This is a genomic window from Salinicoccus sediminis, from assembly GCF_000986795.1.
Lineage (GTDB): Bacteria > Bacillota > Bacilli > Staphylococcales > Salinicoccaceae > Salinicoccus > Salinicoccus sediminis.
Genome location: NZ_LAYZ01000024.1, coordinates 406,857 through 433,178 on the forward strand (window position 1 = coordinate 406,857; position 26,322 = coordinate 433,178).

Sequence of the window (26,322 nt, forward strand, 5' to 3'; positions counted from 1 at the left end):
AAACACTCCGGCCCGGGTGTGCCCCGCCGCCGGCCAAAAAACCGCCAGGTCAGAAAAAGCCGCCGCAGTGCGGCAGCTCCGTCATCAGTACAGTTCCAGCTCTCTTTTCAGCTCCTCGACATAATCGGTTTCGCCGGTGACGAAGATTTTGTCGTCGACCTCAAGCGGCGTATCCCCGTGCGGCACGATCGATTCCTGGCCGCGGAGTATGCGGAGGAAGATGATGTCGCCCGCAAACGGGAAGTTGCGCAGGATCATGTTGTCGTACCTGTAGTTGTTCATGTGTATTTCGTAGATCGACGTCTCCTCGTCCGAGAGGAGTTCGATCATGTTCGGCGATTCGATGAGGCCCTTGAGCAGCGTCTTCGAGCTGAGCATCGTGGAGAAGAGTTCGTAGCCGAGCTTTTTGACCTCCTCCTCCTGTCTTGGATCGTCCACGCGGTAGATGATCCTTTCGACGCCCGCCTCCTTGGCGAGGCCCGCGACCTGCCAGTTGAGCGAGGAGTCATTGGCGCCGACGACCAGGATGTCCGTATCGAATGCATCGAGCGCCGAGAGCGTCTCTTTCGAGTATTCCGGTATTTCATGGAACGTCAGGCTTTCCCGGTTCGACCCCCGCGAATTGGAGTAATTCCTGTGGAAGATGAGCTTCACATTGTAGAGGCCGCCGGCGATGCTGTTTGCCACCGGCACGGTCAGCTGGTTGTTCCCGATGATGGTGACGTTGATGACCTTGTCCACCTCTTCATGCACCGGATAGAGCTGCTTGAAGAGCACCGGTGTGATGATGCAGGCGATGACCGCACTGAGGATGAACATGCCCCTTTCGACCTCCGAGATTGTGCCGATCTGCTCGGCGATGACCGCGGCGGCGATGACGAGTGACAGCGTGGATGTCAGCAGGAAGCTCGCCGCCGACACGCGCTTGACGTCGAAATAGCGCAGCAGCACGGCAACCGGGATCACCTTGCTCAGGAAGTATGCAGCAAGCAGCACCGGGATCATGATGAACACACGGCTGTCCTGGAACATCGACGGCAGGTCGAGGTCCACACCGACCATGATGAAGAAGATCGGGATGAAGAAACCGTAGCCGAATGAATCCAGTTTCGTGTGCATGTCCTTCTCGGGTTTCAGCAGGCTGACGATACAGCCGGCGATGAAGGCGCCGAGGATGTTCTCGGCACCGACGCCTTCGGCGAGTGCCACGAGCATGATGATCAGCGCGAACACGCCGCGTATGCCGATCTGCATCGTGCCGTTGTCCAGCTGCTTGAGGAACTGCGCATGGTGCATGACGCGTCCCAGGAAATAGAACAGTATGGCGAAGACGACCAGTATGCCCATCAGCCATATCGGCTGGCTGGAATCCGCATAGAGCTGCGAATAGAACGCGAGCATGATCATCGTCACAAGATCTGCGATGACCGCGACCAGCAGGATGACCTGCCCCATCTGTTTTGTGATCAGGTTCGTCTCCTTCAGTGTCGGCACGACGACGCCGAGCGAGATGGTCGAGATGATGATGACGAGCAGGAGCACGTCATCAAAGATGCCCGCCCAGCTCATCGTGAGGGCAAACAGCAGGCTGAGCAGCAGTATGCCTGCGAATATCGACAGCGTAAGCGCCAGTATGTTCGGCAGCGGACGCTTCAGTATCTTTGATTTTTTTTGCTGCCCGGATTTCTGGATGAATGCGTCGAAGTCGATCTCCAGACCGCTCAGGAACATGAGGAATATGAACCCGAGCGTCGACAGGATGTTGAGCCATGGATCGTTCGGATCCACGATATTTAAAAACGAATTACCGATGATGACACCGACGATGATCTCTGCAACCACGACCGGCAGAAAGCTGACTTTGAGCCGATTGACCAGTATGGGTGTGAGCAGGGCTGCGAGCACTACGATGGCAAGCGATAATACGGATGGTCCATGTTCCATAGTTTCTCCTTAGATCAGGTAAGACATAAATGCGTTGGCAAGCGAGAAGTAGATCAGCAGGCTGATGATGTCATTCGCCGTCGTGATGAACGGGCCGCTTGCCACTGCAGGGTCGATGCCGACGCGCGCCATCGCAAGCGGCACCAGTGTGCCGAGCAGCGTCGCGAGCGTCATCGCGATCATGAGGCTTGTGCTCACGATCATGCCGAGCACCGGAGACTGGTACATCAGCACGATGATGGTGAACAGCACCGCCCCGCAGACGACGCCGGTGATGACACCGGAGCCCATCTCGCGCAGGGCGAGCTTCACCTTGCTTGCTTCCTGTATCTCCCCTGTCGCGATACCGCGGACGGCAACGGCGAGGGACTGTGTGCCGGTGTTCCCGGCCATCCCGCCGATGATGGGGATGAAGGCGCCAAGTATTGCCACCTGGGCCAGTGTATCTTCGAATGTGGTCAGCATCGTCGCCGTGATCATTCCCATGAATGTCAGGCCGACGAGCCACGGCAGCCGCTTTTTGGCTGTCGACAGCGAGGAATCCGTCGTCGGTTCGATTTCGCTCATACCGGCGAGCCTGGAATAGTCCTCCCCCGCCTCTTCGTGGATGACATCCATGATGTCATCGGCTGTGATGATGCCGACCAGATGATCCTGGTAATCGACGACCGGCACGGCCAGGAAGTCGTAGTCCCGCATGATCTGCGCGACATCCTCCTGGTCGTCCGACACGCGCACGGATACGACGCGCTCCGTCATGATGTCCCCGATATATTCATCATCATCGGCGATGATGAGTTCACGCAGCGACATGATGCCGGCGAGGCGCCGCTCCTCGTCCACCACGAAGACGTAGTAGATCGTCTCCGAGCCCGGCGCCTTCTCTTTCAGATGACGCATGGCTTCGCGGACTGTCATGAGCGATGTCACGCTGACGAACTCGGTCGTCATGATACCGCCGGCAGTGTCCTCCTCATAGTTCAAAAGGGCGCGTATTTCACGCGCATCCTCCCTGTCCATCAGCGTGAGGAACGACGTCAGCTTCTCCCTCGACACCTCGTTCAGTATATCCACGGCGTTATCGTACTGCATCGCGCCGAGCATGTGCGCCGCGTAGCGCGCATCCATCGCATCGAAGATCCCTTCGAACTCATCAGGTTCAAGCTCGAGATTGTCGAAGAAATCAGAGACCTCTTCAGGGGCGAGGAAATGATAGAGGCGTGTGCGCTCATCATCCCCGATCTCCAGATAGAATTCACTCTGCTCATAGCTGTGGAGCGCGAGGAACTCCCTCCGGAAGTCGTCTATATTATCATCTTTGAGCATGGAGCGCAATGCTTCATGCCCCACCATTTCATCCGTGTTTTCGTTGAATTCTGCCAACTCTGCCACCACCTGTCATTCTTTCTTTATACTCATGCCCCCCGGACGGGAATTTATGCATACCCAACTACAAAAAGCACTTTTTCAAGTGCTTTTCATTCCGCGGAGATGAATGAGTCGTGAACCCTTCTCCAGAACGGGAACGGCCTGAATCTCGCAAAACGGATCTTCTCATCCGCCACGCGGAACTGGATGGATTTCACCCCTTTATGTACGAGGTTGATATGATCGATCGTCAGATTGTATATTTCACTGTTCACCGGGTTGACGTGGCACGTGTGGTGCTTCGGCAGCACGAGCGGCGAGCCGACCGTCCGGAACACGCGGTTGTTGATCGAGGCGATCTCTGTGATCTGTATCGCTTCGAGCGACGGGTGGATCAGCGCGCCGCCCAGGGCCTTGTTGTAGGCCGTCGAACCCGACGGAGTCGAGATGCAGAGGCCGTCTCCGCGGAACCGCTCGAAATGCTGGTTGCGGATATCTACATCCATCACGAGCGTCGTGCCGTTGTTCGTACGGAGCGTCGCTTCGTTCAGCGCGAGATAGCGCGTCTCGGTGCCCGCCGCCCCGTACCGCACAATCGTCTCGAGCAGCGGATATTCGATCACCTGGAACTCGTCGTTCTGGATCGAAATGATGAGCCGCTCCACCTCGTGCGGCAGCCAGTCCGCATAGAATCCGAGGTGACCCGTATGGACGCCGACGAAAGCCGTGTGGTCCATCAGGTGCTGGTAGCTGTGGAACGCCTGGAGCAGCGTTCCGTCCCCGCCGACCGAAATGACGATCTCCGGCGTCTTTTCATCCGGCGTCATCCCCATGTCGACCATATAGTTCATCATCTTGTCTTTCAGTGCGTTCGATTTCGTGTCCCCCTTGGAGACGATGAAGAATTTCATCTGCATCCGCCCTTCCTTCCTGAGAATAAAAACCGTGTGGCCCTTGTCTATATGTTGCGCTTTTTAGTGTAGTATTTCTGTGCATCCTGGATCTCCTCACGGATTTCGGACATTTCCTGATCGAGGAGGTAGGCCGCCTCCGCCGCATTCTGGAGGCGCTTTTTGATTTCGGGCGGGTATTCGCCGCTGTACTTGTAGTTCAGCGTGTGCTCGATCGTCGCCCAGAAGTTCATCGCCAGCGTGCGGATCTGTATCTCGGCCAGGATGTCCACCGTCCCTTCGATGGTTTCCACCGGATATTCGACGATGAGATGGTAGGAGCGGTATCCGCTCTCCTTCGTGTTTTCGATGTAATCGCGCTCTTCGACCACCAACATGTCAGAACGCTCACGGATCAGCTCCGTGATGACTTTGATGTCGTCGACGAACTGGCACATGATGCGGATGCCCGCGATATCGTACATCCCGGCGCGCAGCTGGTCGTACGGGATATCGCGGGTGCTCGCCTTCTCTATGATGCTCTGCACCGGCTTGACGCGTGCGGTCACAAATTCGACCGGAGAGGACTGGCGCTTCAACTGATAGTCCTTGCGCATCCCTTTCAGCTTAACTTTGAGTTCTTCGACAGCCTGTTTGTACGGCCTCAGAAACTTCTCCCATTCTTCCATCAAAAACACCCCAGTCAGTTATCGTACTATAATCTGAATTGTTCCCTGACGGCACTTTCGAATTCCCTGCCGTAGTTATTGTTGTCAACGATGTTATCAAGCAGGAAATCCATCTCTTCCCAGAAATCGGCGAGTGCGATTCTGCCGTTCAGCTTGATCTCCTTATTCCTGTAATCGTTCAGCATGGACCATGTCTCCTTTACGAAGTGCACCCTCCGGAATGCATCCCCGTCATCGAGCAGATAGATGAAGCTCATGTTGTCGGAGTCCACGATCATGCGTGAGGCGGCCGTCATCCCTGTAAGGTCGGCGTCAGCATGGCATTTCAATGTTTCTTCTTCAAATTTGATTTCGTCTACATATATATCCAATTTATTCACTCCTTGCGCACTTTATTCTACCACAGTACAGCACTTTTGATAACGCTTAGACCTGTTTGCTTTACAGTCCATTTCAATTTATAGATAATGTAGTCAAGGAGTGGATTCCATAATGAAAGAATTGGAAATAGAATTCAAGAACATGCTGAGCGGCCAGGAATACGGACGTCTCGAAGAGAAATATTTCAGCAGCCAGAAGCCGGTTGTGCAGACGAATTTCTATATAGATACACCGGATCTCGATATGAGGAAGAACAGGATACTGCTCCGCATCCGCGACGCGGAGGGCGTCCAGATGATGACATTGAAGGAACCGACTGAAAAAGGCGTGATGGAATACCACGGCGAAGTCTCGGGGGAACTGAATTTCGACCGGGATATCCGGCCCGGCGAGCTGCCCGAGATCATCCGGGAAGAGCTCGCACGCTATGACATCGATATATCACAGCTCAAGATCTACGGTGCCCTGTCCACCGAGCGGCGTCAGGTCCCCTACAGGGAGGGGCTCCTGGTGCTCGACCGCAATACGTTTTTGGACGAGGAGGATTTCGAGCTGGAGTATGAAGTCGACAACTATGATAAAGGGGAGACCCGGTTTTTGCACCTCCTTGAGGACGCCGGCATAGAACGCCGCGGCGAAGTCACGAAAAGCGAGCGGTTCTACAACAAGCTCGCAAGCATCAGGACGGGTGATCATTATGCCTATACCATTTAAGGAGATCGGCGAGGAGAAGCTCTACCGGATGATCGACATCTTCTACTCCTACGTTGCCGAGGATGACAGGATGAACTTCCTTTTCCCGGATGACCTGTCGGAGACCGCCTACAAGCAGAAGCTGTTCCAGACACAGTTCCTCGGCGGTCCGAACCTGTACAATCAGGAATACGGCCATCCGATGATGAAGATGAGGCACATGCCATTCCGCATTACACCGCATGCGAAAGAGGCGTGGCTTGAAAATATGGAAAAAGCCATGGATGACGTCGGGCTTGATGAGGCTATGCGTGAATACCTCATGGCCCGCTACACCATGACCGCGAACCATATGGTGAATTCAACAGATTAAGCAGGGTGAGGACATGAATAATTCCCGCGAACAGTCACTTGTACTAGAGCCGACAACCCGCCATGTTGAGATTTTCTACTTTTTCGACCCATTTTCAGAAAGCTGCCGCGAGATGGAACCCATCATCAACAAGCTTCTGATCGAATATCGTGGACACGTTTCCATCACCAAGATACTTGCACCGTCACTGAATGTCCTGACCAAGTGCCAGGCACAATCCACATCGGACATCGATAACATAGCACTCGCCTACAAGGCGGCCGAAATACAGGGGCGCAACAAGGCGCGCGCCTTCATCCGCTACGTGCTGAACCGCATCGCACCGACGCGCAGCATCTGCACTGTCGAGCACATGGAGGCGAGCGCGCGTCTCGCCGGTCTTGATATATCCTCATTTTTCAGCGACGCGCGCTCCGAAGCCGTGAGGACAATGCTCCGCCGCGATCTCTCCGTCTACCGTGAGATGGACGTCGACACACTGCCCGCCATGGTCTTCTTCTCAGGCGACGTGCATGCTGAAGGCGTAAAGGTGGAGGGCGTCTACCCCTACCATATATACACATATATCATCAACGAGCTTGTCGATGCAGAGATAGAGAAACATCAGCTTCCGAGCATCCATGACTACATCGAATCATTCGAAGTCGTCAGCTTCCACGAACTGAAAACAGTATTCGAATGGCGCAGCGGGCTGTTGCTGAACGAATTGAAAAAGCTGCGGCTGCAGCGCCTGATCGAAGAGGTAGAGACCGACGAAGGCATCTATTACCAGATATTCGGGGGAACGTCGAGTCTCGGAAAATAGTATTAATTGTATTGGATGTTGGAATATAGGGATATTGGGAACCGGCCTGCGGGCCGGTTTTTTGCGTTTTCTGCGGGATGCGGACGTCGTCCGGGGCGACGATGTCCATACGCGCCCTTTGTCGGACACCGCAGAAGTCGCCATGTCCGCCAAAGACCGTTTCCGGACACCGTAGAAATCGCCATGTCCGGCAACGGGGTTCTCCTTCTCTGATACCGGAATTAAATGGCGAGTGCGGGCAGTATCAGATACCTCAGCAGACACTCTCCCGTTGCTTTTCTGCCCTTTCGACTCACCAGGAGGATGGCCGGACATAAAATAGGCAGACCCGACCGGGCCTGCCTCATATCGTCATTTTGGATTTTGACTGCGCCATGCGCAATCGTTATACAGAAAGATCTAATCAAAAATAAAAAAGCAGCACACCTTCTGTAGTGTGCTGCTCAAACAAAGGGGATGGGAGAAATTTCTCACTGTTTTAACAAAGGGGTATGTTTCAGTGATAAAAATTTCATGTCTAAACTATATCATGGTCAACAAGGTTATGCAACAGTTTGAACTACTTTTCACAATACTGACATAATGAAAACGTATTCACAAAATTATTTTCCATCCTGACCTTCAATAACTTGAAAAAATATTGAATTCATGCGGTTTATACCCGTTTCGTCAGAAAAATTTCTTCTCCGATCTTTGACCAATTCCTTCTGCCCTCCAATGTAATAATACATCATAAGAGAGATTGATCACCGCCCATTCCTTTTACTTATGGCCTCCCCGGTTAATATATACGCAGTCATATTTATAAAAATACATCCTGCTGGAGCCGGGTCTTCCAAAGACATACACATTCAGTTCATCCATTAAACTGAACATCAAAAAGGCAGATCCGTTATTCGGATCTGCCTGCCCGTATTTTACAATCCTGTCTCTTCAAGCAGCACTTCGAACTGGTCGAGCTGGCTTTCGAACACTTTCATCGCGTTTTCCACCGGCTCGGATGTGGTCATGTCGACGCCTGCGTTTTTCAGCACTTCGATCGGATAGTCGGAGGAGCCTTTTTTCAGGAACTCCCTGACGTACCGCTCTGCAGTTTCGCTGCCCTCTTCGAGCACCTGTTTAGACAGGCTGGCTGCGGCGGCATACCCTGTGGAATACTGGTACACGTAATAGTTCATGTAGAAATGCGGGATTCTCGCCCACTCCACATCGATGTAGTCGTCGTATTCCACCGCATCCCCGAAGTACTTGCGGTTCAACTCTCCGTAGATCTCATTGAGACCCCCTGCCGTGAGCGGCTCTCCCGCCTCTTTCATGGAATGGATCTTGTGTTCGAATTCTGCGAACATCGTCTGTCTGAAGACGGAGCCCTTGAAGCCTTCGAGCTGTTCGTTCAGAAGATAGAGTTTCTTCCTGTTGTCCTCGAGATTTTTGAACATGTAATCAGCGAGCAGCGCCTCGTTGAAGTTGCTCGCCACTTCCGCTACGAAAATGGAATAGCCGGACAGGTTCGACGGCTGGTTCTGGCGGCTGTAGTAGCTGTGCACACTGTGACCGAACTCGTGCGTCAGTGTGAACAGATTGTTCACGTTATCCTGCCAGTTCATCAGTATGAACGGATTTGTGCCGTATGTGCCGGAGGAATACGCGCCGCTTCTCTTCCCTTTATTCTCGTAGATATCGACCCAGCGGTTCTCCAGTCCTTCGCGGATGATGCCGACATATTCCTCACCCATCGGCTCGAGTGACTTCAGCATCCATTCCTTCGCCTCTTCGTAGCTCATCTCGAAATCGATGTCGCCCACCATCGGCACATAGACATCGTACATCCTGAGCTCATCCAGGCCGAGCAGCCGCTTGCGGAGCTCAGTGTAGCGGTGCATGAGGTGAAGATTCCTGTTCACCGTCTCCACCAGCTGATCGTACACTTTTTCGGGGATAAAGTTATTGGAGAGCGCGTGATGCCGCGCCGAATCATAGCCTCTCGCCTGTGCCTGGAACACGTGCGTGTTGACGACGCCCTGCAGCGTCTGGCTCAGCGTATTTTTGAAATCGCCGTATTTCGCATACAGATTTTCATAGGCGGATCTGCGCAGTTCACGGTCCGGTGACTTGAGCAGATCGATGTATGTCCCCTGTGTGAGGGTATGTTCATTGCCCTCTGAATCGACCGCATCGGGGAATTCGAGATCCGCATTGTTGAACATGCCGTAAGTGGACGACGGTCCCGACAGGACTTCCCCGGCCTGGGCCATGAGTTTTTCCTCTTTGTCGCTCAGTACATGGGCGCGCTTAGCATTCAGTTTCTCAAGGTCGAAGGCGAATTCGGACAGACGTCCGTCCTCCATCCATGATTTCAGTTCCGACTCATCAATATTCATGATTTCCGGGACGAGGAAACTCCAGGCCGTGCTGAATTTGACGGCAAGCGTCCTTGCTTTCGACTCCATCGCGCTGTACGTATCATCCGATGTGTCCTGGTCATGCTTCAGATGGGCGTAGACGTAAAGTTTGCTGACTTCGATGTCGATTTCCCGCTCCGTCTCCAGGGCCTCTGCGAGCGAGTCCGCGGAATCGATCGATCCTTTGAATTTCTCCTCTTCGCCGAGACGTTCCCCAAGCGCTTTATATTTCTGTTCAAACGCTTCGTCCGACTCGAAAATCGTCGTCAGATCCCACGTGTTTTCTGTCTGCTGTTCATCCCTTGTAATGACTTTTGCCATTCTTACCCCTCCAGTATCAAGATAATATAATTTTCTCAATATTTGAAAGGAATTTCAAGTGCCGAAACTTATTGTGAATTATATAACATATAGTAGCCGTGCAGCAGTTCCTTCATCACCTGCTGCTTCGACGGCGCGTCCTGCACGGTGCGCATGCGTATGAACCGTTCGAACACATCCATATGGAATGTGCCCTCCTGCAGATGATGATACAGAAACAGCTTCCACTCAAGCGGCGGGTTCAGTATCCACCGCTCCGCCTCAATCGTCCAGCTTAGATAGGGCGGGATCTTTGTGTCATCCAGCCCCAGATGATACATGAAAGACAATGTAGGATTCAGCACACTCCGCTGCTGTCTTTCCCGCTGGATCATCTGTCTTGTCTCGCGCCGGGTCAGCTGCCTCATCTGCTGCGGGTGGAAGGACTTTATCGCAAGGAGTCCTGGCGAACCGGTCTCGCGCTTCACATAAGACCACCTGCCGCAGCCGTGGTTGTGATGGAGCATGATCCTGTGGATTTTTTTGGTTTTCACATTATAGGTGAATAAAGACCTCATATACTGGGTCGACAGCTGGAAATTCGTCGGCATGCACCTGTCCGATTCCATGCGGATGCTCTCTTCGTCAAGCAGCCAGATGACTTCCATGCCGAGCGAATGATACCCTTTCGACCGTTCGGCGATCAGCTCGGCCGAGATGGTGGAGAACTGCACTTCCAATGCGAGCCTGCCGTCCACCAGAAGGTCCGGGATCTGTTCGATGGCGGGCAGATAGTACTCCATGGCAACTGCGGCGGTTGCCCTCAATTTCAGATACAGGTCATGCTTTGCCTGCAGATGCTCCATCGACTCTTTCTTGTAGAGATACCGGATGCAGTCCAGTATTCTGTGATGTGAGAAGTGAGGCAGTTTGATATTCCCCGACTTGAAGGTGACAGGAGCATCGCAGACAGGACAGAAGTACTTCCTGTTCTTCACTGCATCCGCCGCTGTGATCTGGCTGCCGTTTTCGTCCAATGCTAAAAACATATAAAAAACCTCCTTTTCTATATATATGCTAGAAAAAGAGGTTTTTGATTATTTTTTCTGTCAGATAAATTATTTTACTTTAAAATATTTTCTTACCTGAGCCCTGACGTTGCTGCTCATGATGATCGTGCCGTATTCCTCTATCACCATTGAAGCAATTTCCGCCGGGGTGCTGTACTCGAGCAGCTTCGCTTCGACACGCTCGATATCCATATAATCCAGGCGATAGTCGAAGAAGATCTGATAATAATACTTGCCGCCGTACGTGAACAGCAGATCTTCATACTGTGTTTCATCCAGTTCAACTTCGTGGGTATACTTGATCAGGTCTTCTATATCATCGAAATGGACCATCACAGGTTCCTTCGTCACCGGAACTGTCTCCTTGTTGTCCTGCGCCGCCCCATCAAGGAAGTTTTCTATATCATTGTTATTTATATTCATAGGCGTCTGCTCCATTGAGAAAGGATCGTCTTCATCACGTGACTTGGAAACTACAACTTCCACTCCTTTGTCGTAGGCGTGCACCTGGATCCAGAGCGGGCCTTCCATCGTAAAGTCGTCTTCCTGCTCATGGTTCACTTCATCCATGATCGACCAGAAGAATTCTTCGCCGCGTTTTCGGTTCATCCAGAGATCGTCCCGGTCAAAGCCGCGTTTTTCGATATCCTGATAGGTTATGAAAAACTTGATCGTCGAATCATTCACTCTTTCAATTCTCATCCTTCTCACTCCTTTTCACCGAGAATGGCTTCTATATATATTATACCCCATAAACTCAGGGTAATACCAATTTTGGAATTGTAACCCATTATACGCCAAAACACCTGCGGATATCAAGATATCCGCAGGTGTCTCCAACGTAAGTAATATATCAGTTTAAGGGAAGAAACTTACATTTCAGCTAAACGTTTTGCCTCTTTAAGATGGAACGTCCTTACAGTCCTCGGGAGGAAACGGCGAATTTCATCTTCGTTGTATCCCACCTGCAGACGTTTGTCATCCATGATGATCGGTCTTCTGAGAAGCCCCGGATTCTCCATAATCAATGTGTACAGTTCATGCATAGGCAGACTGTCGATATCTACATCAAGTTTTTGGAAAGTTTTAGATCTTGTGGAAATAATCTCATCCGTACCATCTTCAGTCATTCTTAGAATGGACTTCACTTCATCAAGTGTCAGTGGTTCAGAGAATATATTTCTTTCAGTATAGGGAATATCGTTTTCTTGTAACCATGCTTTTGCTTTACGGCATGATGTGCAGCTTGGAGAAGTAAAAAGTGTTACCATGTCGCTCACACTCCAATTTCAAAAGATTTGTAATAGTAGTCTGTACCCGTACAGTTAAAACATAAACCAGATAAGTATGATTTAACTTAAAACGTTTGTATGACTTATTTACAGTTATAATTATAACCCCTGAACATTAAAATAAAATGAGAAAACTCTAATAATCTCGCAAAATTTAAAGAAAATTGTTAAGATATTTTGAAGATGGTACCATCTGCACCGTTATTGCAAGGAATCAGGAAGTTTATTATCATATAAATAATGACATAACAAAAGGTGATTACGACATGAAAACATTATTCTCGGGTGTCCAGCCCAGCGGCATCCCGACTATTGGGAACTATATCGGGGCGTATAAGCAGTTCGTCGAAATGCAGCATGAATACGATTCATATTTCTGCATCGTCGACCAGCATGCGATAACCGTGCCCCAGGACAGGCTCAAACTGCGTGAAAATACGAAGAAACTCGCAGCAATCTACCTCGCTTCGGGGCTCGATCCCGAAAAGATCACGCTTTTCATCCAGAGTGAAGTCGCGGCACACGCCAAAGCCGCATGGATGCTGCAGTGCGTCGGGTACATCGGAGAGCTCGAGCGGATGACCCAGTACAAGGACAAGGCGCGCAGGCAGAACCAGAAAGAGGGCATCAGCGTCGGCCTGCTCACATACCCTTCACTGATGGCTGCCGATATTCTGATCTACAGCGCGGACGTCGTACCGGTCGGCGAAGACCAGGGGCAGCACCTTGAGCTCACCCGCACACTTGCAGAACGCTTCAATGCCAAATACAACGACATCTTGACCGTTCCGGAAGTCAAACACCCTGAAACCGGCGGGCGCATCATGAGCCTGAACGATCCGACGAAGAAAATGTCGAAGAGTGACGACAACCAGAAGGGCTATATATCTCTCCTCGACGATCCAAAAGCCGCTGCGAAGAAGATCCGCAGCGCCGTCACGGATTCAGGCAGTGAAATCCGCTATGACAAGGAAGAAAAGCCGGGCATCTCCAATCTGCTGGACATCTACTCCAGCCTGACCGACAGGAGCGTGTCAGACCTCGAACTCGACTACGACGGCAAAAGCTACGGCGAATTCAAGACAGACCTCGGCGAAGTCGTCGAAGCATTCCTCGCCAGATTCCAGGACAGGGTCAACCATTACCTCGAGAGCGGCGCCCTCGACGACATCCTCGACAGAGGCGCAGAGCGCGCGGCAAGAAAAGCAGACAGGATGGTAGAAAAGATGGAGCGCGCGATGGGACTCGGGCGCAAGAGGAAGTAATATTGGTATATATGCGGACGCACTCACCGGTCGTGAGTGCGTTTTTTTTGGTAGAGTGCGACCGGTCGGCGGACACGGCAGATTGCGCGGTGTCCGGAAAAGCACGATGGCGGACACGGCCGATGTCGCGGTGTCCGGAAAAGCACGATGGCGGACACGGCCGATGTCGCGGTGTCCGGGAAAGCACGATGGCGGACACGGCGGATTGCGCGGTGTCCGGGAAAGCACGATGGCGGACACGGCGGATTGCGCGGTGTCCGCCATCCGCTGTAAACGGGCCGCCCTGATGATATTAGCGGCCTCGGTTCCCATCAGCGCCGCCCAAAAACACCCCCATCCGCCGCGGCGGATGGGGGTGTCATCACATATATCAGTCTTCGTATTTCTTCAATAGTAGTGTGGCGTTGTGGCCGCCGAAGCCGAGGCTGTTCGTGATGGCGTATTTCAGGTCGCGCTCGATGGCTCCGTCCGGCACGTAGTTCAGGTCGCAGTCGGGGTCGGGGTTCTCGAGCCCGATGGTCGGATGGACTTTGCCGTCTCTCAGGCTGAATGCGGTGATGATGAGTTCCATTCCGCCGCCGCCGCCGAGAAGGTGGCCTGTCATGGATTTCGTCGAGTTGACAGCCATTTTGTATGCATGATCGCCGAACACTGTCTTGATCGCCTTTGTCTCGAACAGGTCATTGTACGGTGTGCTCGTGCCGTGTCCGTTGACATAGCCGACTTCATCAGGGTCGATGCCGCCGTCTTTCAGCGCTTCTCTCATCGCGCGTGCACCGCCTTCGCCATCTTCTGCCGGAGCTGTGATATGGTGCGCATCTCCTGTTGAGCCGTAGCCGACGATCTCAGCATAGATTTTCGCACCGCGTGCTTTGGCGTGCTCGAGTTCCTCGAGCATGACGATGCCGGAGCCTTCCCCGATTACGAAACCGTCACGGTCTGCCGAATACGGGCGGGATGCCTTATCCGGGTCTTCCGCAGTCGAGAGTGCCTTGTTTGCCTGGAAACCGGCAACGCCCATCCTTGTGATCGGCGCTTCTGTTCCGCCCGTGATCATGGCGTCAGCCTGGCCTCTTGCGATGAACTTGAATGCTTCGCCGATCGAGTTCGTGCCTGTCGCACATGCTGTCACCGTTGCGCCGTTCGGGCCTTTTGCACCGTGCTTGATGGATACCTGGCCGCTGGCCATATCCGGAATCATCATCGGTACGAAGAACGGGCTCACGCGGCGCGGTCCGCGCTCGTAAAGCACTTTGAAGCCGTCTTCGAGTGCCTGGATGCCGCCGATGCCGGAGCCTATCCATACACCGATGCGCTCAGCGTTGTCATCATTTATCTCAAGTCCGCTGTCGGCAACTGCTTCATCCGCAGCCACCATCGCGTATTGGGTGAAGCGGTCCATGCGGCGCGCTTCCTTCTTATCCATATAGTCTTCAACATTGAAGTCTTTAAGTTCACCGGCAACATGAATATTGTAATCACTGTTATCAATACGGGTGATCTTGCCTATACCATTTACACCATTCAGTGCATTCTTCCAAGTGTCGGGCGCTGTATTTCCGATAGGTGTGAGCGCACCGACCCCTGTAACTACTACTCTTCTTTTATCCATGTGTCTCCTCCTTATTGCTTCCCCAGGTCAGACAGATTGAACCCCACGTGAGTCCGCCGCCGAAGCCGACTAAAATAAGGTTGTCTCCTGATTTTATTCTACCATTTTTCACGTCGTGATGGATACTAAGTGGTATGGATGCAGCAGAAGTATTGCCGTATTTATCCACCGTCGAACTCATTTTCTCCGGCGGCAGATCCATGCGCTCGCGCGCCGCATTCATGATGCGGATATTTGCCTGGTGCGGCACGAGGCGGTCGATGTCATCTGTCGACAATCCCGCCTTCTCAGTCACAATGATGCTCGATTCGCCCATCTGGCGCACGGCGAATTTGAACACTTCGCGGCCGTTCATGCGGATGTTGCCGCCGTCACTCTCATCACCGTAGAGATATGGGCCGCCCTGTCCGTTGCTGCCGAGATCGAAGGATTTTATACCGTACTCCTCTTCCACTTCCCCGAGCACGACTGCACCGGCCCCGTCGCCGAATAAAACCGCCGTCGAACGGTCGCTGAAGTCGGTGATCTTAGTCAGCTTGTCCGCACCGACGACAAGCACATGCCTATACGTTCCCGTCTGGATGAACTGCGCACCTGTTACGACGCCGTATATGAAACCGGTGCATGCTGCGAGCTGGTCCATGGAGGGAACATTCCGCAGCCCCAGCCTTTCCTGGAGTATCGTTGCGACCGTCGGAAACTGCATGTCCCCGGTGGAAGTGGCAACGATCACGAGGTCTATATCCTCTTTGGCGACGCCGGAATTGTCGATTGCCTCTTTCGCCGCTTCGTATGCAAGATCACTCGTATCCATATCATCTTCGGCAAAACGCCGCTCTTTTATACCAGTCATCTCTGTGATCCATTCATCGGATGTATCCAATATCTTTTCGAAGTCTTCGTTCGTAAACACTTTCTCGGGTACATAGGTTCCAAGACCCAGAACACCTACATTATTCATTTGACCACACCTTATAATCTCATATTATAACTAGGTACTAATTTATCACAAACAGAGGGTTTTCACAATAAAAAAAGCACCTATGCAGTTTTGCATAGGCGCTTCCATGAAGTGCGATTACTCGCTTACACCCCACTGGTAAGGCAGTGTCTCTTCATTGTGGCCGATTTCGATACCGTAGTTTACAACCCTTTCGTTCACAGGTTCAACTTCGGATCTGTAGAGTGTCGGAATTACAGGCATCTCCTCAACCATGAGTTCCTGCCATTCGTTGTATATATCCTGCCTTGTCTCAACATCGAGCGCTTCCTCTGAGTTACCTCTTTCCATGAGTTCCGTGCTCTCTTCAGTTGCATAGCGCGGGTAGTTGAATGGTACATCCGGACCATACAGGCCGTATGGATCCACATCGGAACCTACACCCCATGCTCCCTGGTAGATGTCGATTGCCTCATCATCGTTTTCAACCATGTCATAGAATGTGTTGAACTCGATCAGGCGTCCGTTTGTCAGCTGTACATTCAGGCCGATTTCCTTCCACGCCTGGATGTAGTAGTTGGTCAGCGGTTCAGCGATGTCACCGCCGGACATGGATGCAAAGTTGATTTCAAGCGGCTCGCCGTCCGGATCTTCACGGAATCCGTCACCGTCTGTGTCTTCGTATCCAGCTTCATCAAGGATCTGTTTTGCTTTTTCAGGATCGTAGTCAGGCACTTCGACATCTTCATTGTGCCATGCTTCATGATACGGTGTAATCAGAGTCGTCGCCTTCCAGCGCAGACCGTTGTAGAAACGGTTTCCGACTGCATCATTATCCATTGCATACCACATTGCGCGGCGGAGTTCCTTGTCGCCCATCTTCATCTCTTCCGGTTTGTAATCAACGCGGCCTTCCTCTTCGTTCCATTCACCGAGTTTGAAGCCGATGTAAGTGTAGGAACCTTCAATGTTTGCAAGCCATTCCACGCCTTCCATCTCTGAGACATCCGGGAACTGGTCCGTCGGGAAGTTGATGGCGACATCCGTTTCACCCGTTTCCATGGCATTTGCTATGGAGGACGGTGACACGACTGAAAGCTCAATGCCGTCAAGCTGCGGCTCGCCTCTCCAGTAGTCCTCGAATTTCGTCATGACAACCGCTTCTCCCGGTGTGATGGATTCCACTTTGTATGGTCCGAAACCGAGCGGGTTTTCGCGTGTCTGGGGTGCTTCCGCCATATCTGCAATCTCTACACCCTCGTAGTGGTGCTCCGGCATGGCGTATGCCCAGATTCCGCCGTTGGTCAGTGAAGGTGCCAGTTCAGTGTACGTGAATACTGCAGTATAATCATCTACCACTTCGATGCCGGAGATTTCATCCGCTTCCCCTGCTTTGTATTCATTGTATCCTTCGAGCAGCGTGAATCCGTCAGTGGCACCGCGTATTCCCGGATAGTCAGGATGGCCGATGACTTCATACGAATAAACATAATCCTCGATCGTCATCTCTTCACCGTCATGCCATTTTACGCCTTCCTGCAAAGTGAATGTGATTGTGCTGTCCTCTTCGTTCACTTCATACTGCATTGCCCCGTCATTGGTATACTGGAAATCCTCGTCCATCGTGAACACAGGCTCGTCAAAGAGACTGATTACCTCGAAGTCCGGATTCCCCTGATACAAGTTGAAGTTGAGCGTACCTTCGAACGGAGTATCAGACGTAAGCCCCACTTTCAGGGTGCCTTCCCCAGTCGGTTCTGCATCGTTGGCAACCACTGTATTGTAGTCCTCATAGTTGTAGATATCCTCTCCTGAAGCCGAATCTTCACCGCCTTCAGAGCCTTCCTCGCCGCCTGATTCTCCGGAGCCTTCATCCGATTCTGCTTCTTCGGATGAACCGCCGCCGCATGCCGCAAGCGCCAATACCATGATCAGCGTCATGAAGAACATCAGCTTCGACCACGAATATTTAGTCATAATATTTCCTCCCCCAAAATAATATTTAAACTGATATATATACTTAAGTTCAGCGGTAAACTGAAACTTAGTACCAAAAACTAGTAAATATTATGCCCCTAAGTTGAATATGTAAGTATGTATATGCATAATATTATCACAATTATCTGAAATATCAATCGCTTTTTCAAGAAAATTCAACCAGAAATTGTATTTTTATGGTTCTATTATACATGGACTTACGGCTTCCAACGGTTTCATTGAAAGCGATTATAAAAATTTTAAAAGCGGAATTCCGTTTCATGAATCATGACACGGAATTCGCCTGAAATTATGCCTGTCTCTGCCTTGCGTCACCTGCGCGGCGGAGTGCCTCGCCGATGTTACGCACACACAGCATCATCAGCAGGATCAGCACCGCTGCAGGCACCCAGATCCACCATCTGTGCTGGAGCGTCTGCGAGTTCGTCGCATATGCCATCAGCGTCCCGAGCGATGGATAATCCTCAGGGAATCCGAAGCCGATGAATGACAGGCCGGATTCGATGCCAATGTTCGCAGCCAGTGACAATGTACTGTTGACGATGATGATTCCGATGAGGTTCGGCATCATCTGTGTGAATACTATTTTGAGATGGGAGCTTCCCATCGTCCTCGATGCATTGATGTAATCCAGTTCCTTCTCCTGTATGGCAAGTGAGCGTACAAGCCTTGCTGTACCCGTCCACAGGAATGCCGCCATGATGAGCGAGAAGGTGAAAATATTATAAGATGGTGAAATCGTTACGAAAACGATGATGACCATGAGGAACGGAAGCACCATGAAGAAGTCCACGACACGCATCATCATGTTGTCGATCTGACCGCCGAAGTAGCCGGATACGACCCCGTAGGCGATGCCGAACCCGACGCTCATCGCGGTGACCAGAATACCGATTGCAAGGGAGTTCCTTGTACCGATGATCAGCTGGCCGAATATGTCACGGCCGCCGTAGTCCGTCCCCAGCCTGAATTCTTCATTCGGCGGTTCGTTGATGGCGAACAGGTCCACCGCGACAATCGTCTGGCGGTCGAGGAACATCGTAAGTCCGAAGACGTATGAAGTGATCAGGACGAATATGATGAGTGAGAACAGCGCAAGCTTATCCGCAATAAGTTCCTGGATCAGAATCCGCCAGCCCGGTGTACTTTTCGGCAGGTTTTTTGAATCCAGGGCCCCATGGCCGGAAGCGCCGTGCGGGAGGTCCGCCTTGACGCTCATGTCCATGTCCCCTTTTTCATACCTGTGGGTGTCCCTGCTTCTGGCCTCGAACGGATCTCCGCTTCTCGGCCTGCCGTCGCTTGCCGATGCGCGGTCGTCCAGTTCTTCCCGGCGGCGCATGCGCTCCTGCTCGCTCATCCCTTCTGTATTTTCCTCTTCATGTTCCCGGCCCAGCCTGCCGTTGTTATATTTATTATCCATTTTTTCCGCCCCCTTACTTGATCCGTATCCTTGGATCCACGATGCTCAGAATGATATCGGACAGCAGTGCGCCGACGATTGCCATGAACCCGTAGAACAGGATCAGGATGTTCGCCACACTGAAGTCACGTGTCGATATGGAATCCAGGAACAGCCTGCCCATGCCCGGGTAGCTGTAGATCATTTCTATAAAGATGGAACCGCCGAGCAGTGCCACGATTTCATAACCGAAGAAAGCCGCAATCGGAAGTATGGAATTTCTGAATATATGCCTGCTGTATACGGAAGACTCCTTCACGCCTTTGGCCCGTGCCAGGACGATGAAATCTTTCTGTTTCGTTTCAATGATGCCGCTTCTGAGGTACTGGACCGTACCCACCAGCCCGATCAGCGCAATGGCGAAACTCGGCAGCACCAGATGATTGATCTTGCTGAGTACGAAGTCGAGCGTCCCCGGTTCTATGCCGGGCCCGACCGAACCGCCGGTCGGGAACCAGTTCAGGTTGTAGCCGAAGATCCACAGGATGACCAGCCCGAAAATGAACTGCGGTGTCGCGAAACCAAGGTATGTATACCCCGTGATCGTCGTATCAAGCAGTGAGTCATTGTAGCGCCCGGAGACAAGTCCGAGCGGCAGGCCGAGCAGATAGATCAGGACGGTCGAGAACAGTGACAGCCAGATCGTGTTCATCAGCCTGTCGCCGATGACATCGAGCACCGGCCGCTGGTGGAAGATGGAGTTCCCGAAATCACCCTGGAACATCGCGAACACCCAGTCTCTGTACTGGATATACCATGGGTTGTTGAGGCCGAGCGCTTCACGCCGCGCTTCGATCGCCTCTCTCGGAATCGTCGGATCGATCAGGCCGGACAGTGCATCCCCGGGCATCATGGAGCCCATGATGAATACGAGGACACTGAGCACGACCAGCTGCGGGAATGTGACCAGCAGACGTCTGAGTGTAAATTTCAGCATAAGTTCATCAACCTTTCACCGGGAGCGCAACTCTGTGCGTCTCCGAAATGGATTGCAGTGGGAACGCCCTTCCCTCATCGTCGAGGGAGTCTGAGAAGTTCTGGTCATATTCCGTCTTGACCGTCTGCCTCACTTCCAGGTTACGCTCAATTTTATCCACGTTCGTATCAGGAATGGCTGCAATCAGACGTTTCGTATATATGTGCTGGGGGTTTGAGAATATATCCTCGGCAGTCCCCTCCTCCACGAGACGCCCCTGGTACATGATGCCGATATGCTGGCACATGTGCCGGACGACACCGAGGTCATGGGCGATGAACATCATAGTGAGGTTCATATCCTTCTGTATCTCCTGCATGAAGTTGAGCACCTGTGCCTGGACGGACACGTCCAGTGCAGAGACCGGCTCATCGGCGATGATCAGCTTCGGGTTCAGCGCAATCGCCCTTGCCACCCCGATCCGCTGGCGCTGGCCGCCTGAAAACTCATGCGGATATTTGTACAGGGCATCCCTCGGGAGCCCTACGCGGTCGAGAAGCGTGAGCACTTCCTCCGCCAGTTCATTTTTCGGCTTCCTGTGATAGTTCCGGATCGGCTCGGCAACGATATCGAATACACGCTTACGTGCGTTGAGCGAAGAGTACGGATCCTGGAAGATCATCTGGATGTCATCCCGGACATCCACTTTCTTTCCGGATGCATTCAGCTTCCTGCCGTCGAACAGGATATCCCCTGCCGTGATGGGGTTCAGCCCCATCACAGCCTTGCCGGTCGTGGTCTTGCCCGAACCGGACTCGCCGACGAGGCCGTATGTCGTCCCTTCGGGAATTTTGATGCTCACCCCGTCGACCGCTTTGACATGATCTTTTACTGTATTGAAAAATCCGCCCTTGATCGGGTAATGCACTTTAAGGTCCTTTATCTCAAGCAGTGTCATCAGGCTCTACCTCCGGTACCAGTTTCCATTGCTGCATCCGCTGACGCCGGGGCGTCCCCTTCATTGTTCAGATGGAAGTCCCTGTAGCATGTGCATCTCACAAAGTGGTCATCTGAAATTTCCCGGAGCTCCGGATTGTCTTCATGCGCCGATGCAGGCACCCACGGAATGCGCGGTGCGAACCTGCAGCCTGTCCTGTCCATCTTGTCAAGCGGCGGGACGACACCTTCGATCACATGCAGCCTGCTGCCGAGCATGTCTTCGGACGGCAGGGAATTCAGCAGCGAGCGCGTGTAAGGATGCTTGGGATTCTTGAACAGCTCACGCACCGGAGCGATCTCCACAATCTGCCCGGCGTACATCACAGCCACCCTGTCTGCCATTTCTGCCACAACACCCAGGTCATGCGTGATCAGGAGGACGCCTGAGCCCAGGTCGTCCTGCAGTTCACGTATCAGATCCAGTATCTGCGCCTGGATCGTCACATCCAGTGCAGTCGTCGGTTCATCGGCAATCAGGAGCTTCGGCCTGTTGGCGATGGCGATCGCGATGACGACACGCTGGCGCATACCGCCGGAGAGTTCGTGTGGGAATGCTTCCGCAACCCGTTCGGGCCGGGGTATCCCCACCCTGTCGAGCAGTTCGACAGCATAGGATTCACGTTCGTCCTTCGATTTTTTGCCGTGCAGCTTCAATGTTTCCGTAATCTGCTGCTTTATCTTCATCAGCGGATTCAGGGCAGTCATCGGATCCTGGAAGATCATGGCCATATCCCCGCCGCGTATCTTATTCATTCTGCCTGTACCGAGGGCTGTCAGCTCCTTGTCCCTGAACTGGACCTCCCCTGTTATGCGGGCCTTCGTATGCAGCCCCATCAGTGAGAATGCCGTGGCACTCTTCCCTGATCCGGACTCTCCCACAAGCGCCAGCACCTCATTTGGTTTGATGCTGAACGACACATGGTCGACCGCCGGATAGTACTCACCCTTGATCTTGAATGAGGTCGTAAGATCATTGACCTCAAGTAACTTCTCGGACATTAACAATCACCCATTCTTTCCTTACTCTTAGCAACCCTTTGTTTTGTGCTTCTCTGCGTTTTATGTAAACCGTGATGCCCTCCCCCCGGGATGTTTGCCGCACCGGACGGTATATAACAGAATTTCACATATGACTGTATAAGCATTAGTTGTCGGACAATTCAAAACAATATATCCTATATATATTGTAGTTCCGGAAGTTGTCGTTTGCAACTCCATTTTTCGAATTGTGACAATACTTAGCATATTTTCCAGAAGTTAAATATACACCATTGCATAGGGCAATTCAATACTTTGGAGGAATTTTTTTCTGACATTTGTAATCGCTTACAAATGAAATCTTTACAGCTCCGGGGTTATAATGTGATTTTGTGAAAATATTATTTTGTTTGCTTTTTCCTTTTATACATCAATCATGCGGATTGCCACTATACATATAAAGCGTTTTAAGTTATCATTAACACATATACTTATGCAGTGGAGGCAGGACCATGAGATACGTTATCAGCTTTATCTGGGCATTCATGCTGACACAGATGGTGAACTTTGTCCTGAACAGTCTTGGCGGCGGCAGCCCTTACATGTTCTGGAGCGGTGTCGCACTGGCAGTACTGATCACGGCGACGATTGCCATCTTTGATGTAATGCTCAAGCATCCCGATGAGGAAAGTGAAACGCAGGCATAACCGCTAATACGTTTTAAACCCGCAGCCAATATTGGCTGCGGGTTTTTTTCTTTCATTTCAGTTTTCATATCGAAATATTGAAACTTCAGCGGGAGCCGGGTGGATGCACGGAATGCCCGGCCTCATGATTATCCCCACTGTGGACATATAGATTTTCTCTGTTTTTACATCTCAGTGCATGCGCTTCCCGCCGTTTCTGCCGCCCCCGTCCCCTGCTCAGCAATTCTGGATTGAATTCCCGGTTTCCGAATATAACAGGTTCCATTCTAAAATACTTTTCCGGTTAGAAATAAAACCGTGGGCAGCAGTAAAGCTCGCCTTCAGTACATCTTTCTAAATGTCATATCCAAGCCCGCCCACTTCCGAAGCGAGCGCCCCGATCAGTTCCGCCGCGGGCATATAGCGCGCATGCTGCTTGCCCTGTCCCGCAAGCAGCATGGCATAATCGGGCGAGCCGGTGCTCCTTGAGGCATCCTGGAACGGCTGGGTCAGGCTGCGCTGCACCGGATAGGCGGTCATTTCATCCTCGAACATGCCGAACTCCGATATGAACCTGTTCTTTACGGCGCGCGCCGGCCGGCCGGTGAACAATTTCGTCAGTACAGCCGGGATGTCTGCCGATTCCGTCAGTATTTTTTTATGGAGCGGATGCGCCCCGCTCTCATGGACTGCGAGGAAAGCAGTGCCCATCTGCACGCCTTCTGCGCCGAGGACACCGGCGGAGACGATTTCCCTGCCGGTCATGATGCCGCCGGCTGCAATGACGGGGATATCCACACGTTCCACGCTCTCGGATATGAGGGACATGAGCCCGGTCAGGCTGTCTTCGGACGTGCCGGGGTGCGCCCCGCGGTGGCCGCCGGCTTCAGCACCCTGCAGGACGACCGCATCCAGTCCGGCGGCCCCGATATCCGCCGCCTCCGCCGCAGTGGTTGCGGTCGCAAGCGTCACGATGCCGGACGACTTCAAACGGCTGAGCTGGTCCGCATCCGGCACACCGAATATGAAGGAGACGACCGGGACCGCCTCCTCTATGACCACGCCGAGCTGCCCGTCGAATTTTTCACGGATATCTCCCGGGACGGCCGGCGTGACGGCCTTCTGTTCCAGTCCGAATGCATCATACGCCGGCCGGAGCAGGCGGAGCGCATTTTCGATGTCACTGTCCGCCACTTCAAAGTTCCGCGGAATGAAAAGGTTGACGCCGAAGTTCCTCCCTGTCATCTCTTTCGTTTCACGTATCAGGCGTCGCAGATCATCCGGTGCGAGACTGCCGGCGGCGATCATGCCAAGGCCGCCGGCATTCGACACTTCCGACACGAGAGCCGGTGTCGTGATACCGCCGGCCATAGGCGCCTGTATGATGGCCCGGTCCACGCCGAGCAGCTCCCTTACCCTTTTCGATTCCATCATGAATCCCTCCTGAGTATGTATCATGTCCACTGGTCCGACCAGTTTCTTCTATAATATATGCATCATATGCATCGACACACGATAAACGATTGAACCACAATACAGACCTGCTCCGCCCGGGCCCGCACTCCGGTTTGGCTCTGGTCTTCGTCCATATACTCTATACCCCAACTGACATGTTTCTATACACTTTTTTTGGACCGGCTATACAAAATGCACCGCATCCTCTATCATGACCAGTACTACAATCAATAATGAATGGAGCAACACTATGGTTAAAATACTGCCGGCTGTACGGTCGATGAAGGATTTCGAGAAACTCACAGGGAGCGGATACAGGGAGTGTGTCGTCCTGGACATCCATATCGGACACCTGGAGAGCCACATCTCCTTCATGAAGAAACACGGATTCGAAGTCTATCTGCACCTTGACCTGATCAGGGGACTGTCCACTGACATCGCCGCCCTCGAGTACATCCATCAGCGTTTCAGGCCGACGGGTATCATCACGACGCGCGGCCGGCTGATCAAAAAAGCAAACAGTCTCGGGCTCAGGACAGTCCTCCGCATATTCGTCATCGATTCATCCGCAATCGAAAAGAGCATCGAACTCGTCAGACAGACGGAACCGGATCTCATTGAAATCCTGCCGGGTGTCGTCCCCAAAGTCATCCATCTCTTCAACCGGGAAGTGGACGCTGATGTGATTGCCGGCGGTCTGATCGAAACAGAGGCCGAAGTCCGGAATGCAATCTCCGCCGGCGCAAAATTCGTGACGACCTCCAACAGGGAGCTGTGGTTCAGCCAGCAGGCGGATGAATAAAGCATACATCCCTCCACGCACCCGGATGAAAAAAGTTGACAGCGTTATCAAAATGGTATAAATTAGAAAGTAAGTTGATAAGACACGGAGATTTAGAGCCCGCATTTATAGCTGTACATAGCTATGAGTGTGGGCTTTTTTAAGTTTTATCGGCGCATTCAATCAAACAAAGGAGTGATTTGCAATGAATATTTACCTTGCAGAATTCGTTGGTACGGCCATCCTGACCCTGTTCGGGTGTGGTGTCGTTGCCAACGTCAACCTGAAGGGGTCCCTCGCCAAAGGATCCGACTGGGTAGTCGTCGCGTTCGGCTGGGGATTTGCTGTTACATTTGCCGTCTACGCCATCGGACAGTTTTCAGGGGCGCATATCAACCCGGCTGTCACACTCGGCTTTGCAGTCGCGGGTGATTTCGAATGGGCGAAAGTGATCCCGTACATTATTGCACAGATTTCAGGCGGCTTCCTTGGTGCCGCCATCGTCTGGCTGCACTTCATGCCGCATTTCAAAGCTGAGGAGGATGAAGGGACGAAACTCGGGGTTTTCTCCACAGCACCGTCATACCCGAACTATGTTGCAAACTTCGCCAGTGAGATCATCGGTACGTTCATCCTGGTGATGGGCCTTCTCTTCATCGGGGCGAATGAATTCACCGAAGGGCTGAACCCGCTCATCGTCGGTTTCCTCATTACAGCGATCGGCCTCTCCCTCGGCGGCACTACGGGATATGCGATCAACCCGGCCCGTGACTTCGGTCCGCGTCTTGCGCATTTCTTCCTGCCGATACCCGGCAAAGGCATTTCCAACTTCAAATATGCAGTCGTGCCGTTCGTCGGTCCGCTGACAGGCGGAGCACTTGGCGCCGCTGTCTACAACGTTGTGTTCACCGGAAAATCAGACATATTCCTGATCGTCACCATTGCCGCCACCGTTTTAGTTCTATTGCTCGGGGTATTCCTAAATAAGAGTGTTCTTAAGGAAGATACATCGAAACTCATGTAACA

The 26,322-nt window shown here is 52.3% G+C and carries 24 protein-coding genes; 7 read left to right on the forward strand and 17 right to left on the reverse strand.

The genetic code is table 11. The features are described from left to right. Positions 1-84 precede the first annotated feature (84 nt). From WN59_RS10510 to WN59_RS10530, 5 genes are all read right to left on the reverse strand, one after another. Positions 85-1,944, reverse strand: coding sequence for a monovalent cation:proton antiporter family protein (locus WN59_RS10510; protein WP_046516977.1), 1,860 nt, complete (start codon positions 1,942-1,944; stop codon positions 85-87). Between the two features lie 9 nt (positions 1,945-1,953). Then, a complete protein-coding gene (gene mgtE / locus WN59_RS10515; RefSeq protein ID WP_046516979.1) occupies positions 1,954-3,336 on the reverse strand; it encodes a magnesium transporter in 1,383 nt (460 codons plus the stop codon). Positions 3,337-3,422: 86 nt separating this feature from the next. Beyond that, positions 3,423-4,223: an NAD kinase gene (locus WN59_RS10520; protein WP_046517292.1), complete on the reverse strand. Its 801-nt coding sequence runs from the start codon at positions 4,221-4,223 to the stop codon at positions 3,423-3,425. A gap of 47 nt (positions 4,224-4,270) precedes the next feature. Further along, positions 4,271-4,891: a GTP pyrophosphokinase gene (locus tag WN59_RS10525; RefSeq protein ID WP_046516981.1), complete on the reverse strand. Its 621-nt coding sequence runs from the start codon at positions 4,889-4,891 to the stop codon at positions 4,271-4,273. Between the two features lie 26 nt (positions 4,892-4,917). Then, positions 4,918-5,262, reverse strand: a complete 345-nt coding sequence (locus tag WN59_RS10530) for a UPF0738 family protein (RefSeq protein ID WP_046516983.1) — start codon at positions 5,260-5,262, stop codon at positions 4,918-4,920. A 121-nt stretch (positions 5,263-5,383) separates the two neighbouring features. Between WN59_RS10530 and WN59_RS10535 the strand changes: the two genes are divergently transcribed. From WN59_RS10535 to WN59_RS10545, 3 genes are read left to right on the forward strand one after another with little or no spacing between them, the layout of a single operon-like run. After that, a complete protein-coding gene (locus WN59_RS10535) occupies positions 5,384-5,986 on the forward strand; it encodes a CYTH domain-containing protein (RefSeq protein ID WP_046516985.1) in 603 nt (200 codons plus the stop codon). Continuing rightward, a complete protein-coding gene (locus WN59_RS10540) occupies positions 5,970-6,338 on the forward strand; it encodes a globin domain-containing protein (protein ID WP_046516987.1) in 369 nt (122 codons plus the stop codon). Before WN59_RS10535 ends, WN59_RS10540 begins: the two co-directional genes overlap by 17 nt. Before the next feature lie 13 nt (positions 6,339-6,351). Further along, entirely contained in the window at positions 6,352-7,143 is a 792-nt protein-coding gene (locus WN59_RS10545) for a DsbA family protein (RefSeq protein WP_046516989.1), read from the forward strand. A 917-nt stretch (positions 7,144-8,060) separates the two neighbouring features. Here the strand turns inward: WN59_RS10545 and pepF are convergent. From pepF to spxA, 4 genes are all read right to left on the reverse strand, one after another. Then, positions 8,061-9,866, reverse strand: coding sequence for an oligoendopeptidase F (pepF, locus tag WN59_RS10550; RefSeq protein WP_046516990.1), 1,806 nt, complete (start codon positions 9,864-9,866; stop codon positions 8,061-8,063). 68 nt (positions 9,867-9,934) lie between these two features. Then, positions 9,935-10,894 carry a competence protein CoiA gene (locus WN59_RS10555; RefSeq protein ID WP_046516992.1) on the reverse strand — a complete coding sequence of 320 codons (960 nt, stop codon included), beginning with the start codon at positions 10,892-10,894 and terminating at the stop codon, positions 9,935-9,937. A gap of 69 nt (positions 10,895-10,963) precedes the next feature. Beyond that, positions 10,964-11,617, reverse strand: coding sequence for an adaptor protein MecA (mecA, locus tag WN59_RS10560; protein ID WP_046516994.1), 654 nt, complete (start codon positions 11,615-11,617; stop codon positions 10,964-10,966). A gap of 170 nt (positions 11,618-11,787) precedes the next feature. Continuing rightward, on the reverse strand, positions 11,788-12,186 hold the full coding sequence (gene spxA / locus WN59_RS10565) for a transcriptional regulator SpxA (RefSeq protein ID WP_046516996.1): 399 nt from the start codon (positions 12,184-12,186) through the stop codon (positions 11,788-11,790). A gap of 287 nt (positions 12,187-12,473) precedes the next feature. On the opposite strand from spxA, the gene trpS reads away from it, so the two are divergent. Next, positions 12,474-13,472, forward strand: a complete 999-nt coding sequence (trpS, locus tag WN59_RS10570; protein WP_046516998.1) for a tryptophan--tRNA ligase — start codon at positions 12,474-12,476, stop codon at positions 13,470-13,472. A gap of 370 nt (positions 13,473-13,842) precedes the next feature. On the opposite strand, the gene fabF is transcribed toward trpS, so the two are convergent. From fabF to WN59_RS10605, 7 genes are all read right to left on the reverse strand, one after another. Then, on the reverse strand, positions 13,843-15,084 hold the full coding sequence (gene fabF, locus WN59_RS10575; protein WP_046517000.1) for a beta-ketoacyl-ACP synthase II: 1,242 nt from the start codon (positions 15,082-15,084) through the stop codon (positions 13,843-13,845). Further along, positions 15,077-16,045 carry a beta-ketoacyl-ACP synthase III gene (locus WN59_RS10580; RefSeq protein ID WP_046517001.1) on the reverse strand — a complete coding sequence of 323 codons (969 nt, stop codon included), beginning with the start codon at positions 16,043-16,045 and terminating at the stop codon, positions 15,077-15,079. The genes fabF and WN59_RS10580 overlap by 8 nt, the downstream gene beginning before the upstream one ends. A gap of 117 nt (positions 16,046-16,162) precedes the next feature. Continuing rightward, complete coding sequence (locus WN59_RS10585) at positions 16,163-18,001, reverse strand: oligopeptide ABC transporter substrate-binding protein (protein WP_046517003.1); 1,839 nt, start codon at positions 17,999-18,001, stop codon at positions 16,163-16,165. A gap of 310 nt (positions 18,002-18,311) precedes the next feature. Beyond that, entirely contained in the window at positions 18,312-19,442 is a 1,131-nt protein-coding gene (locus WN59_RS10590) for an ABC transporter permease (RefSeq protein WP_046517005.1), read from the reverse strand. Positions 19,443-19,455: 13 nt separating this feature from the next. After that, positions 19,456-20,418 carry an ABC transporter permease gene (locus WN59_RS10595; protein WP_046517007.1) on the reverse strand — a complete coding sequence of 321 codons (963 nt, stop codon included), beginning with the start codon at positions 20,416-20,418 and terminating at the stop codon, positions 19,456-19,458. Between the two features lie 7 nt (positions 20,419-20,425). Further along, on the reverse strand, positions 20,426-21,355 hold the full coding sequence (locus WN59_RS10600; protein WP_046517009.1) for an ATP-binding cassette domain-containing protein: 930 nt from the start codon (positions 21,353-21,355) through the stop codon (positions 20,426-20,428). Next, positions 21,355-22,395 carry an ABC transporter ATP-binding protein gene (locus WN59_RS10605; protein WP_046517011.1) on the reverse strand — a complete coding sequence of 347 codons (1,041 nt, stop codon included), beginning with the start codon at positions 22,393-22,395 and terminating at the stop codon, positions 21,355-21,357. Before WN59_RS10605 ends, WN59_RS10600 begins: the two co-directional genes overlap by 1 nt. 491 nt (positions 22,396-22,886) lie before the next feature. Here WN59_RS10605 and WN59_RS10610 point away from each other — a divergent pair, with 491 nt between their 5' ends. Continuing rightward, entirely contained in the window at positions 22,887-23,081 is a 195-nt protein-coding gene (locus tag WN59_RS10610; protein ID WP_017548026.1) for a DUF2929 family protein, read from the forward strand. A gap of 333 nt (positions 23,082-23,414) precedes the next feature. On the opposite strand, the gene WN59_RS10615 is transcribed toward WN59_RS10610, so the two are convergent. Then, positions 23,415-24,491, reverse strand: a complete 1,077-nt coding sequence (locus WN59_RS10615; protein ID WP_046517014.1) for an NAD(P)H-dependent flavin oxidoreductase — start codon at positions 24,489-24,491, stop codon at positions 23,415-23,417. Positions 24,492-24,765: 274 nt separating this feature from the next. Here WN59_RS10615 and WN59_RS10620 point away from each other — a divergent pair, with 274 nt between their 5' ends. Both WN59_RS10620 and WN59_RS10625 read left to right on the forward strand, forming a co-directional pair. Then, positions 24,766-25,317 carry a glycerol-3-phosphate responsive antiterminator gene (locus WN59_RS10620; RefSeq protein ID WP_046517016.1) on the forward strand — a complete coding sequence of 184 codons (552 nt, stop codon included), beginning with the start codon at positions 24,766-24,768 and terminating at the stop codon, positions 25,315-25,317. 184 nt (positions 25,318-25,501) lie between these two features. Beyond that, complete coding sequence (locus tag WN59_RS10625) at positions 25,502-26,320, forward strand: MIP/aquaporin family protein (protein ID WP_046517018.1); 819 nt, start codon at positions 25,502-25,504, stop codon at positions 26,318-26,320. Positions 26,321-26,322: the final 2 nt, after the last annotated feature.

Coding starts and splice junctions, on each gene's coding strand:
- WN59_RS10510 (WP_046516977.1), bottom strand. CDS start 1,944: ATGGAACATGGACCATCCGTATTATCGCTTGCCATCGTAGTGCTCGCA.
- WN59_RS10520 (WP_046517292.1), bottom strand. CDS start 4,223: ATGAAATTCTTCATCGTCTCCAAGGGGGACACGAAATCGAACGCACTG.
- WN59_RS10525 (WP_046516981.1), bottom strand. CDS start 4,891: ATGGAAGAATGGGAGAAGTTTCTGAGGCCGTACAAACAGGCTGTCGAA.
- WN59_RS10535 (WP_046516985.1), top strand. CDS start 5,384: ATGAAAGAATTGGAAATAGAATTCAAGAACATGCTGAGCGGCCAGGAA.
- WN59_RS10540 (WP_046516987.1), top strand. CDS start 5,970: ATGCCTATACCATTTAAGGAGATCGGCGAGGAGAAGCTCTACCGGATG.
- WN59_RS10545 (WP_046516989.1), top strand. CDS start 6,352: ATGAATAATTCCCGCGAACAGTCACTTGTACTAGAGCCGACAACCCGC.
- pepF (WP_046516990.1), bottom strand. CDS start 9,866: ATGGCAAAAGTCATTACAAGGGATGAACAGCAGACAGAAAACACGTGG.
- WN59_RS10555 (WP_046516992.1), bottom strand. CDS start 10,894: ATGTTTTTAGCATTGGACGAAAACGGCAGCCAGATCACAGCGGCGGAT.
- mecA (WP_046516994.1), bottom strand. CDS start 11,617: ATGAGAATTGAAAGAGTGAATGATTCGACGATCAAGTTTTTCATAACC.
- spxA (WP_046516996.1), bottom strand. CDS start 12,186: ATGGTAACACTTTTTACTTCTCCAAGCTGCACATCATGCCGTAAAGCA.
- trpS (WP_046516998.1), top strand. CDS start 12,474: ATGAAAACATTATTCTCGGGTGTCCAGCCCAGCGGCATCCCGACTATT.
- fabF (WP_046517000.1), bottom strand. CDS start 15,084: ATGGATAAAAGAAGAGTAGTAGTTACAGGGGTCGGTGCGCTCACACCT.
- WN59_RS10580 (WP_046517001.1), bottom strand. CDS start 16,045: ATGAATAATGTAGGTGTTCTGGGTCTTGGAACCTATGTACCCGAGAAA.
- WN59_RS10585 (WP_046517003.1), bottom strand. CDS start 18,001: ATGACTAAATATTCGTGGTCGAAGCTGATGTTCTTCATGACGCTGATC.
- WN59_RS10590 (WP_046517005.1), bottom strand. CDS start 19,442: ATGGATAATAAATATAACAACGGCAGGCTGGGCCGGGAACATGAAGAG.
- WN59_RS10595 (WP_046517007.1), bottom strand. CDS start 20,418: ATGCTGAAATTTACACTCAGACGTCTGCTGGTCACATTCCCGCAGCTG.
- WN59_RS10600 (WP_046517009.1), bottom strand. CDS start 21,355: ATGACACTGCTTGAGATAAAGGACCTTAAAGTGCATTACCCGATCAAG.
- WN59_RS10605 (WP_046517011.1), bottom strand. CDS start 22,395: ATGTCCGAGAAGTTACTTGAGGTCAATGATCTTACGACCTCATTCAAG.
- WN59_RS10610 (WP_017548026.1), top strand. CDS start 22,887: ATGAGATACGTTATCAGCTTTATCTGGGCATTCATGCTGACACAGATG.
- WN59_RS10615 (WP_046517014.1), bottom strand. CDS start 24,491: ATGGAATCGAAAAGGGTAAGGGAGCTGCTCGGCGTGGACCGGGCCATC.
- WN59_RS10620 (WP_046517016.1), top strand. CDS start 24,766: ATGGTTAAAATACTGCCGGCTGTACGGTCGATGAAGGATTTCGAGAAA.
- WN59_RS10625 (WP_046517018.1), top strand. CDS start 25,502: ATGAATATTTACCTTGCAGAATTCGTTGGTACGGCCATCCTGACCCTG.